Source organism: Lentihominibacter faecis, from assembly GCF_014306095.1.
Classification (GTDB): domain Bacteria; phylum Bacillota; class Clostridia; order Peptostreptococcales; family Anaerovoracaceae; genus Lentihominibacter; species Lentihominibacter faecis.
The window spans coordinates 1-10,310 of sequence record NZ_JACRWC010000001.1 but is presented as its reverse complement, the minus strand read 5'-3'; the positions used below and the strand labels follow the sequence as shown (position 1 = coordinate 10,310).

The following is a 10,310-nucleotide window of genomic DNA, read 5'->3' as shown; positions in this document are numbered from 1 at the left end:
GGCTCTGTAAAGATTATCTGTGAGTGAGTAATAGTCAAAACAATATGCTTTCCCTTCTATTGTAATAAACGGTTTCTTATGGACTGGCAGATCAATAATAGGCCATCCGGAATATTCTTTATCTGCTTTAAAGAAATTATTATCTTCTCCCAATTCATATGACAAGCCTCTAATGAAGTTGTCGGGCCATCCCGTAACATATTTCACATCATTGTTTTTAAAACCAAAGGCTTCATCTATTATATTCTGTAATTTTGCTTGATGTACTTCAGAAAATGTTTCTGCGTCAGTTTCTCCGTTAATATCTGTATCAAACACATCTGCTAACTCGAAAATTGAATCTATTTTTCCTTGTACAATACTATATTCAAGTTTTTTTAAACCTTCAACTACTTCATCTGCCGTAATTCCGTATTCTTTTATAAACTCATCATTGTGTGGCTGCAGCAAGTAGTCATAATAAAGTGAATTAAATACCTGATAGCGATCGCCTCTTACATTATAAAATAACAATGCTTCAAGAAGTTCGTCTATAGTCAAACCATCCTCCAGGATATCTTCCTGTTTGCTTGCATTCCACGATAGCAGGAAAGGATGCAATAAACCATATAGTTTTTCAAATCTGACCATCAGCTCATTAAACATCGCAGTCTGATCTTCATCGCTTTCCACATAATTACTATCAGTAGAAACCAGAACACTCTGCACGTACTCGCAAAACCTTGCAGGAGCTATTCGTTCACCCGTTATCTGGAATTCAGAAGATATTCCCAATTGACTTGTCATAAACATAGACTCAGCAAATAAAAGCAGCTGTTTCGGATTACATATTGAAACAATCTCCCGTATTTCTTTTATTTCAGCGTCAATTCTTGCCTTTAGTTCACCACCTCTTGACGCAAATTCCAGCAATAACTGTGAACTTTCAGCTTTGCCCATAAGGTTGGACGTCATAATGACATTCCCAAATCGAGCACTCTCTATTATTCCGTTATTAAAATAATCATCAGCTTTCATCTTCTTTTTCATATTACTATTATACCCCATAATATTACACATCAAAAGACACATACTGCTAAACATGAAAAAGAGCAGCTACGTTTATGTAACTGCTCCGTTATCCTGTCATTATTCCCATGTCTGTGCTATCTCATATGTTGTTCTCAGCTCCTCCATGACTGCTTCTTCAACATGTTCTCCTCTGGCTATCAGATCGAGCTTAGGCTCTATCTCCTTCAGCCTTTCCTGTATCTCATGCTGAAGCCTGCTGTTTCCTACCACCACTACCTGCTGGCAGGGAGCACTCTGCAGCATGTATTCCTGAATCGTTCTTCCAGAAAAATGACTCCTTTTATATAATTCATCTCTTTCCTTCGGCGTCACCTGGAACGCGATGGTGATCGACTTCTTTCTAAATCTACATCTTTCGGATTCAGAGCAAGAAGTTCTCCCAGGCGCATTCCCATCCAGTACAAGATCATAAATGCCATATAAGAAAGTCTTTTGTTCATGGCACTGTCGATAAACTTCCTAAATTCCTCTCCTGTCCAGAAATTCATTTCTTCTGCCTTGCTCTTCCCCATACTTCCGGCTTTTACACAGGGATTACTTTTCAAATCGTAATATCGAACCGCATAATTAAAGATTGCGCTCAACTGATTATTGATTGTTTTCAGATAAGTGGGTGAGTACCCCTTTTTAATCAATTCATTCTGCCATTGACGGATGTCAGCTGCAGTAATGTCATTTACCCTCTTATTCCCGAAATACGGAAGAATTTTCAGCTCTACGATATACTTTTTCGTTCTCATGGTATGCTCCCGCAGGCGTGTCTCCATATCTGCATAATACATCTTCCAAAAATCCTCTAACTTTATATCAAAGTCTGCTTTTTGCGTCATAAGGAAATTTCTAAGCCATTCCTCCGCCTCTCTTTTGGTCGCAAAACCTCTTTTAGTGGATTTCCGGCGTTTCCCCTGCCAATCCGTATAATTTTACTGAATCAACCATTTCCCTGTTTTCTTATCTTTTTCCGCTTTCATTCGACCACCTACTTTGCACTGATTTCATTGAGAACTTCTTCTGCCATGGCTGCCAGTTCCTCAGAAGACAGCATGCCATCCATCTGAAGCAGCTGATACTGGACTCCGTCCTTTTTCCAGGTGACGCTCTGCACCTCGCTCTTCTCGACTTTGGAGGAACCGTAGCTGAATACGACCTTACCGCTTGCCTCATCCTGTTTGTCCTGAGCCGTCATCTGGTAATCTTCCGGAACAAACTTGTTTGTATAATGGGAATAATAAAGGTCCGTATCGTCTGCAGTGGTGATCACCGTACCCGGCAGGTCAAGCTGCGACCGGCATTTCATCTGTGTGAATTCCACCGTATCGCCGCCCTTTTTATACTCGAACGATAAGGATTTGCTTTTTTCCACCACATTTCCGCTGTCATCCTTCAGCTTGGTCTTCACGATGTTTCCCGAATCAAAACGGTATCCGTTTTCAAAAATATTGATCAGTACAGGCTCGTACCCTACCTCTCTTACCATCTGGTCCGCCGTCGGAAGCGAGGTATAATCCGCCTTAGATGATGATGATCCTGTCAGATTTGCGATATGTCCGGTTGCTGCAAATACCGCTGTTCCGGCCATCAGCGCCGCTACTGCCGCAATGAGCACTACGATTCTTTTTTTCACTCTCATATTTATTGACCTCCTTGGTACATCCGCGAAGTCAAGCTGGCAGGCCACGCGCTCTTTCACACGATCAATATCAATATCCAGAGCCGCATCCGATGAAACCGATGATTCTTTTTTATGCAATTCATTTCTTAAATCCTTTGTCTTCATTGCTTTTCCTCCGCATCAGATAATATTTCCCTGAGTTTCCTTTTTCCTCTCGAAAGCCGGGTTTTCACCGTGGACACATTCAGCCCCATGGCCTTTGCAATATCCCGCAGTTTTTCATCAAACTTATACCGTCTCACAAAGATTTCATGATCCGGTTCTCCCAGGCTCATCACAGCATTCCAGACAAAATCGTGATAAGAACTCTCCTTCGCAAAATCCCCTGGATCCGACACCTCAATGTCATCAATAGGCACATGCTCCCGCCTCTTTTTCAGCCGTTTTATCCCTGCATTTCGTGCAACGGCTGCCAGGTAGGATCTCAGTGTCCCCTTCTGCAAATCAATATACTCCGCATTTTTCCAAAGAATCACAAAGACATCCGCTACGATTTCTTCTGCATCTTCCCTGGGAAGTGTCGCGCCTGCCAGATGATATAAAACCGTACTTAAATAAGGCGTATAAAGTTCGATTGCTTCATTGATCGCATTCTGTTCTCTGTTTCTGAGCCTCTGCAAAAGCTCCGCTTCATCCACCATAGTAAACCTGCTTTCTATGTTTTTATAAAATTAAAAGCTTTTAATCTTTACACCTTTATATATCCCTGTAACGGTAAAAAAGTTTCACCTGCTTTTCATTTTATCAAAAAAAACAGCGACCACAACATCATCCGATGTATCGGTCACTGCTTAAAATCATCTTTTTATCTTTTTTTGTACATCACCAGTTCAGGGTTCGTTCCATCTTTTTCATACGTGCACACCAGCAGGAAACTCATATCTGCGATCACTCCGAAGCACCGGTCTCCGCCGAATTCACACGCAAGCTGGTTGCCGAGATAGGTCTTCTGGTCATCCAGGAACCGGATTTTCTTCCCGTTCGGCAGGTCATACTCGATATTGACGTATTTTCCTACCAGTGCATTCAGCTTTTCCACCTTTGGAAGCCCTTCGATATGAAGCTTGTTGATTTCCTCCATCAGCTGTCGCTTGAATTCTTCAAACTGACCGTCATCGCTGAGTTCCTCGTAACGCTTCCAGTAGTCCAGCGTCGGCAGCAGTTTCATCATGTAGGCACGCGCCTGTTCTTCTGTAACAGTTTCGTTTGCCATATGTTTGACACAGACCTCGATCAGATCATTCATATTGCTATAGGTATACGTCCCATCGGCATAGCACCATTTGCAGTAATCCTCGTTCAGCGTGCCGTCGCTATTATGACCTATGATCTCGTCATCTTCCAGAGGCATTCCGCAGCATTGACAGACCATCTGCCTCGGCGAACCTAAAAGCGTGTTGATGGAAACATCAAACAACCTGGAAAGCAGTTTCAAGGTTTCTGTATTGGGGATCGTGTCGCCATTTTCCCAGCGTGACACCGCCTGCCTTGTAACGCATACCCTTTCCGCCAGCTCGTCCTGGGACATCCTGTTTTTCATGCGAAGTTCATATATGATTTCACTGGTGTTCATAAAAGCACCTCCTTGTGCTTCTATTATAAGCGGCCTGCACTACCGGGACAAGCAACTCGCTGTTGCGTGCCGGTCCGCACGGCCTGCAGGCTGAACAAGTCAGTTAATAATCCAGAACCACCTTTCTGCAGTCTTCACAGATCGCCGCTTTGATCTTCGTCCGATGACTCGGTTTCAGTTCTGTGATTTTAACAAATCCATCCGCATTTTTTGCATTGGTAAAAACACCCGGCACTTCATTTGCAAAACTGAACGCACCATCCTTGCTGCAGAACAGATATCCGTTTCTCATTTCCTTTCCACAATTCGGACACTTCATCACTCCACCTCCGCTCATTCCTTTCCTTCGACTTTCTGCTGACTCATCTGCAAAGCTTCCTGCATCCGCGTCTCAAAGTCAGTTGATTTCACCAATGCGATTCCTTCGGCCTCATCGCCCAGAACAACCAGGCTGTCACCCTCCTTCAGGTCAAACGTCTCCCGTGCGGCCTTGGGAATCACGATCTGCCCCTTGCTTCCTATTGTGACCATTCCCCAGAGATGTTTTCCGACCGGTGCCGGAGCGATCCGGGTATGACCGACCGCATTGTCCTGATGAATCAGAGCGTCGATAGAAATACCGTAAAGCTTTGCCAGGCGATCGCACTTTTCAATATCAGGCACGGTTTCGCCCTGTTCCCACTTTGCATAAGACTGCCTGGATACTCCAGCCACCTCAGCAACCTGCTCCTGTGTCATTCCTTTCAGATTGCGGAGCATTACCAAATTATCTGCAAGCATCTGCTCACCTCCTGTCGATGTCTTCATTATATCTCCAGGAAGGCAAACTTTCCACCATACAAACTTGTCATACTTTTGGTTTTCATGTTAAGTCTGACTGCAGTGCTGCAAAGGTGAGAGTCCGGGCTACTTTTTCTCATCTAAAAGAGTCACTCCGTCAGGCGAATTCTAATCGATGGCATCCACGATACACAGGAAGCCGTATTTGTCTTTCTTTACAGCAGCTTATTTAATCATTCCCCAAATGCATTCCAGCAATGTCAGTGCAAGAATAATGTTAATGATGCGAAAATGCCGCAGATAAAACTTCTGAATCAATACACCTATTCCAATCCATGTACAGGTCGCAATCGTCCCGATCGTTGCAATAACCATTTCAAAAAACAGCAGTGCCGAAAAAGTCGGCATATATGCTACGACATAGCCGGTCAGCGCAGTAACACCAAACATATAAATCTTCACATTAATGAACTGAAGTATAAATCCCTTCCAGAAAGACGCTGACTGTTCCGCACTTTCTGAGGATGGCCTGCTGACGGCAATATGGATTGCAAGCCACAGAATATAGGCTGCACCGATGTACTTCATTACTCTCATCACATTTGGAAAAAGTGCATTAATACCATACACAAAAATGGCACATAAAATCTGCACCACGTAGTAACCAGTAAAGATACCGAAAAACAGAGGCTTCCCTTTTTGATATCCATAATTTGTCACTGTGTTCAAAGCCAGAATGTTTCCCGGTCCCGGTGTAAATGCATTTACGATGCAATAAATCAAAAAATTTCCGAGAACAGCTATAGGCATAATAATCAACTCCTTTTTCGGGAAACAGTATATCACCTATTGCTGTTCGATTTATAACACCTATTTTATATGCTTATCCATAGCTTGTAACTATGATTAAAACGGTGCATATTTCCGCAGTTCATCCAGATAGATTTTACCAAGTTCACTCAATTCCTGTTTTTCATTTATTACATAGCCGATGTGCATGGTTTCATTTTCTACAAGCGGAACTGCGATGATATTTTCTCCATTCAGATACTTCGGAAAAATGCCACTGGAAATAGTGTAGGCATTTAATCCCAGCATAAAATTAACAATAGCACCTCTGTCATTTACCCGAATCTCTTTATCTGCCGGAATAGAGTGAAATGGTTCTTCAGAAAAGTAGACAGATTCGTATTCACCCTGTACGAAGTTCAGGCGTGGATAGGGTACAAGGTCATGAAGGGAAATTACTTCTTTTTGTGCCTGAGGATGATTCTTCTGCAAAAATACATGAGGTTTGGCAGAAAACAGTTCAGTAAATACAAGAGCATTCTCCTCCATTATTTTACGCATAACTGTTTTATTTTCATCAGATAAATAGAGAATACCTAAATCACAAACACGATTTTTCACATCCTCCAAAATCTGATGTGTTCCGGTTTCATTGTAATAAAAGGCATAGCGTTCCTGCCCAAACCTCTTCACTAATTCCACAAAAGCATTTTCTGTGAAAGTATAGTGCTGAGATGATACACCAAATGTTACCTTTTGCGGCATATCTGCGATGTAGCGATCCTCCAAAAGTTCCATCTGCTGCAACACCTGTCTGGCATAACCTAAAAACTCTGTGCCTTCTTTGGTCAATGTAATGCCTGTTCTGCTACGAATAAAAATCGTGATTCCTGCTTCTTTTTCTGTTTCTTTGATGGAATTTGACAGGCTTGGTTGTGAGATAAAAAGCTGCTTGGCTGCCTCAGTGATGGAACCGACTTCGGCCACCGCTAAAATGTATTTTAATTGCTGAATCGTCATGGTCTCCCTCCAGATTTGCATGCTTGGTCTTCAACGCCTTATATCAGGATTTGTTTTTCTCTATTTTACTATTCGAATTCTTTAATTGCCTTTGCAATCACTTCACAATCATTATGCTTTTCCCACAATCTGTAACTTCCCAATATCCATTTTTAGGAGAACCATGTTTCTCATGCCTAATTGTTCTGCTATTTTTGCTGCCGATAAGTGGTTCAATATCCGAAATAATCTGCGCTATACAAGAATCGGGCTACTTTTTCTCATCTAAAAGAGTCACTCCGTCAGGCGGATTCTGATCGATGGCACCCACGATACGATGCGGCAGATACGGTTCTTCCAGATATGCAATATATTCCTCCGTCAAGTTTACTGCAAAGGCCCCTGCGGCATCATCAAAATAGGACGCTTTCGTTGCACCGATGATGGGAGCTGCCACGCCCTTCGCCCAGTGCCATGCCAATGCGATCTGTGACATTTTCACCTCATAGCGCTCGGCCAGCTCCGCTACACGTTTTACGATCTGCATATCCTGTTCCTCCGTCCGGTCGTATTTCCCCATCGCGACCCGGTCAGTCCGGAGGTTTCTTCCATTGGTGTCTCATAGTCAAAGCGATGAATAATATAAAGATCCCGATAGTCAGTCCCGAGACGTTTCAGAGTTCCATCAGTTTCCCGATGGATCGCTTCCGCAGATAATCGTCCCGGATTGAAATAAACCTTTGATGCAATTACCACCTGATCGCGAGCGATGTTCTTTTTTAACGCTTTCCCCAGATATTCCTCGCTGGTTCCTTTGGAATAACCATTTGCCGTATCGAAAAAGTTGATTCCCAGCGAAAGCGCGTGCTTGACAACATCCTCTGATGCCGTCTCATCCAGCGTCCAGTCGTGCATGGTTCCGGCTTTGCCGAAGCTCATACATCCGACGCATAGTTTTGAAATCTTTATATCCGTATTTCCCAGTGTCGTATATTCCATATCCTCATCTCCCGTTCTTAAATCTATCATTTTCCTAATTCTATCATGATTGTGCAAAGTGTATTTCATGCAGTCTCAGTGCTCTATATAACACAGAGGATGATCGCTATAATCACTGCAACACTGATACATGCTATCCCAACACCCGTGAACACCTTTCGAACAGAAGCAGTTTTCTCCGTCGGGCAATAGAATTCATCGGGACGTTCCGGGTTCACATAAAGCTCCACCTTTTGACCGATGGATACCTCAGATCTGGCAGTCCCCATAAATGCCTGCTTCCGCCTGCTCGTGCCATTTGCGGTATATTCATACACCGGAAACCATGACGTCACATTTGTTTCCCCGGTCCCTGCATAACTGGAGGCTCCTATTGCCTGATTCCGTATATCCACTACCGTTGCGATCACCGGTTGCGTGCAGACACTTCTTTTCTTCTTTTCCCTAAAAGCCAGCCCTATCCCGATACACAGGAAAATGACTCCGACCAGGCATATTGCTGATATGATCAGCAACGGGATCCAGAAAAATTCATTCATGTGATTCATATAAGCCTCCTCTGTAAGTACCGTTTTCTTTCTGACATAATTATACATGAACCGTTCATATTGTAAAGTGAAATGCAAAAATCCCGAATCGTTGAAATTCAAACAGATTCGGGATTTGTTTTTCTATATTTTATTATTCAAACTCGCAAAGTTTGGTTTGATTCTGGTTGTTTTAATACAGTTATCTATACCATATCGTATTGATAATATACATCTTTTCCACTCATTATTTTTCGTTTCACATATTTTTAGTACCAATCCAGTACCATTGCTATATTGTCATTATTGTGTGTAGTTCTGGTGGCTTGCAGGTTTGTTTACTATTCACAGAATAATTTTCTGCTAGTTTGCTTGTCCACTTATTAGAAGTATAATCTCTAACCGATATTTCTGCAAGAAAAAGTTTTGTGGTACTAATCGTTAGTACCACGATTGTTTTCTATGTACTGAGCAAAATCAATTACCTTAGCTGGCTTTCTCTTAGCAGCAATCCCTAATCGTTCTATGTCTAATTTAAAAAGTTCGCTCGGATATCCATACGCATCAAATCCCTCTGGCTGGCAGATATCTCTGTTCAGATACTCACTAAGTTCCCATTGATACTTTGTTTCTTTCTCCAACTTTTTGTCGAAATATTGCGCATCCATTACCATTCGATTAATGCCACCAACTGCTTTCTTACCATGAGTTTTGGTTACAGTTGTATCGCCTGACATTTTAAAATACTGCCGTATCTGTTCCTCGGAATATCCCATTTCCTGCATCACGCCATAAATCACACGGCTGATATACATTGCATAGTAATTCCAGTTTCTTGGTTCAATATCTGTCATTGCTATTGTATAACGATTACTAGCATTTACGATAAACAAAACATTTCTTCCTTTTATTTTCGTCAAGTGTGTGTCCCAGCAGAACACAAGTGAAGCACCTTTGCTTTCTTCAATCTTTATTGTTTTTAATCGATCTTGAACTGCTTTTGTTGCACCAATCTCCATGTGTATCACCTGCTCATCTCAAGTATTCTTTTCACTTCCTGCTGCAATTCTCCGCTGAAGTCTGATAAATCATCATATGCAATTACTTTCAATCTTATAAGACGAACAATATCCCATATTACTTCTGACTTACTCATCTCCATGATAACTCCCGGATGACGCTTATCTTCCTTTATCCGCTTTTCCAGTTCCCAGAATTTATCTGATGCAGGCTTTGTATCATCATTCATAAAGTTCACATACTCTTTAACAAGACCTTCCATATACTTTTCCTGCCAACCTGATAATTTTTCTCGAAATAGCTTCCAATCCTTTTTGCTTATGTCCATGATTTTGAACCTCCTCAGTCTCACGTTAGTCTCAAATCTCGTGAGACTTCGTTGAGACTAACTCTGGAATATCCTTGAGTGAACGTTTAGGTGACACATTGAGTGCCATATTTACTGTCGTTTACTTAATTTTCCATTCTCCACCATTGTCTGGACCTTTTCGTTCTACGATACCTTTATCCTTTAATTCTGATATATATCTAGCAATTGTTCTATCTGTGACATCTAAGGCTATTCTTAATTCATCAATAGAAATATTCGGCTTTTCCGAAATCATTTTTAGGATCTCACATGCTTTAGCAAGCTTCTTCTTAGAATACTCTGGCATTAACTTTTTAATTTTTTCTTCCGAAATTTCTATGACATTTTCTATGACATTTTCTATGACATTTTCATTAACCTGTGTTGCATAGTTAGTGCCATAATTCAGATTATACAAAGTCAATGTAAAATCATCATTATCTGCATCAAAGACCGGCATCTTAGACTCATCAAATTCTTCCTGTCCCTCATAATCTGACAAAATTTTCTTAAATCCACTACCCCTACGCT

16 protein-coding genes and 1 pseudogene are annotated in these 10,310 nt (G+C 41.8%); all 17 read right to left on the bottom strand.

The annotated features are described in order from the left end of the window. On the bottom strand, positions 1-1,029 hold a 1,029-nt coding region (locus H8876_RS00080; protein ID WP_249286045.1), incomplete at its 3' end, for a hypothetical protein. Between the two features lie 99 nt (positions 1,030-1,128). Next, a complete protein-coding gene (locus H8876_RS10245) occupies positions 1,129-1,383 on the bottom strand; it encodes a plasmid mobilization protein (RefSeq protein ID WP_417492937.1) in 255 nt (84 codons plus the stop codon). Continuing rightward, on the bottom strand, positions 1,380-1,901 hold the full coding sequence (locus H8876_RS00070) for a tyrosine-type recombinase/integrase (RefSeq protein ID WP_417492935.1): 522 nt from the start codon (positions 1,899-1,901) through the stop codon (positions 1,380-1,382). The genes H8876_RS10245 and H8876_RS00070 overlap by 4 nt, the downstream gene beginning before the upstream one ends. A 12-nt stretch (positions 1,902-1,913) precedes the next feature. Continuing rightward, positions 1,914-1,979, bottom strand: a pseudogene (locus tag H8876_RS10240) (Arm DNA-binding domain-containing protein); the annotation flags it as partial. 71 nt (positions 1,980-2,050) lie between these two features. After that, positions 2,051-2,848, bottom strand: a complete 798-nt coding sequence (locus H8876_RS00060) for a hypothetical protein (protein WP_249286042.1) — start codon at positions 2,846-2,848, stop codon at positions 2,051-2,053. After that, positions 2,845-3,384, bottom strand: coding sequence for an RNA polymerase sigma factor (locus H8876_RS00055; RefSeq protein WP_249286041.1), 540 nt, complete (start codon positions 3,382-3,384; stop codon positions 2,845-2,847). The genes H8876_RS00060 and H8876_RS00055 overlap by 4 nt, the downstream gene beginning before the upstream one ends. 164 nt (positions 3,385-3,548) lie before the next feature. After that, on the bottom strand, positions 3,549-4,316 hold the full coding sequence (locus tag H8876_RS00050; protein ID WP_249286040.1) for a zinc ribbon domain-containing protein: 768 nt from the start codon (positions 4,314-4,316) through the stop codon (positions 3,549-3,551). Between the two features lie 103 nt (positions 4,317-4,419). After that, on the bottom strand, positions 4,420-4,653 hold the full coding sequence (locus H8876_RS00045) for a PF20097 family protein (protein ID WP_249286039.1): 234 nt from the start codon (positions 4,651-4,653) through the stop codon (positions 4,420-4,422). Next, the gene (locus H8876_RS00040) at positions 4,650-5,096 is read right to left on the bottom strand and encodes a helix-turn-helix domain-containing protein (RefSeq protein WP_249286038.1); all 447 of its coding nucleotides are present in this window, start codon (positions 5,094-5,096) and stop codon (positions 4,650-4,652) included. Before H8876_RS00040 ends, H8876_RS00045 begins: the two co-directional genes overlap by 4 nt. 225 nt (positions 5,097-5,321) lie before the next feature. Beyond that, complete coding sequence (locus H8876_RS00035) at positions 5,322-5,906, bottom strand: LysE family transporter (protein WP_249286046.1); 585 nt, start codon at positions 5,904-5,906, stop codon at positions 5,322-5,324. Between the two features lie 96 nt (positions 5,907-6,002). Then, complete coding sequence (locus H8876_RS00030) at positions 6,003-6,905, bottom strand: LysR family transcriptional regulator (protein WP_249286037.1); 903 nt, start codon at positions 6,903-6,905, stop codon at positions 6,003-6,005. A 250-nt stretch (positions 6,906-7,155) separates the two neighbouring features. After that, entirely contained in the window at positions 7,156-7,431 is a 276-nt protein-coding gene (locus tag H8876_RS10355; protein ID WP_465250714.1) for an aldo/keto reductase, read from the bottom strand. Next, a complete protein-coding gene (locus tag H8876_RS10350) occupies positions 7,419-7,913 on the bottom strand; it encodes an aldo/keto reductase (protein ID WP_465250713.1) in 495 nt (164 codons plus the stop codon). The genes H8876_RS10355 and H8876_RS10350 overlap by 13 nt, the downstream gene beginning before the upstream one ends. Before the next feature lie 53 nt (positions 7,914-7,966). Then, a complete protein-coding gene (locus H8876_RS00020; protein ID WP_249286036.1) occupies positions 7,967-8,431 on the bottom strand; it encodes a DUF3592 domain-containing protein in 465 nt (154 codons plus the stop codon). 413 nt (positions 8,432-8,844) lie between these two features. Next, positions 8,845-9,429 carry a DUF6933 domain-containing protein gene (locus H8876_RS00015; protein WP_249286035.1) on the bottom strand — a complete coding sequence of 195 codons (585 nt, stop codon included), beginning with the start codon at positions 9,427-9,429 and terminating at the stop codon, positions 8,845-8,847. Between the two features lie 5 nt (positions 9,430-9,434). Then, positions 9,435-9,758 (bottom strand): hypothetical protein, encoded by a 324-nt coding sequence (locus H8876_RS00010; protein WP_249286034.1) that lies wholly within the window; start codon positions 9,756-9,758, stop codon positions 9,435-9,437. A gap of 121 nt (positions 9,759-9,879) precedes the next feature. After that, positions 9,880-10,310 (bottom strand): HTH domain-containing protein (locus H8876_RS00005; RefSeq protein WP_249286033.1); only part of this gene is annotated, 431 nt, incomplete at its 5' end.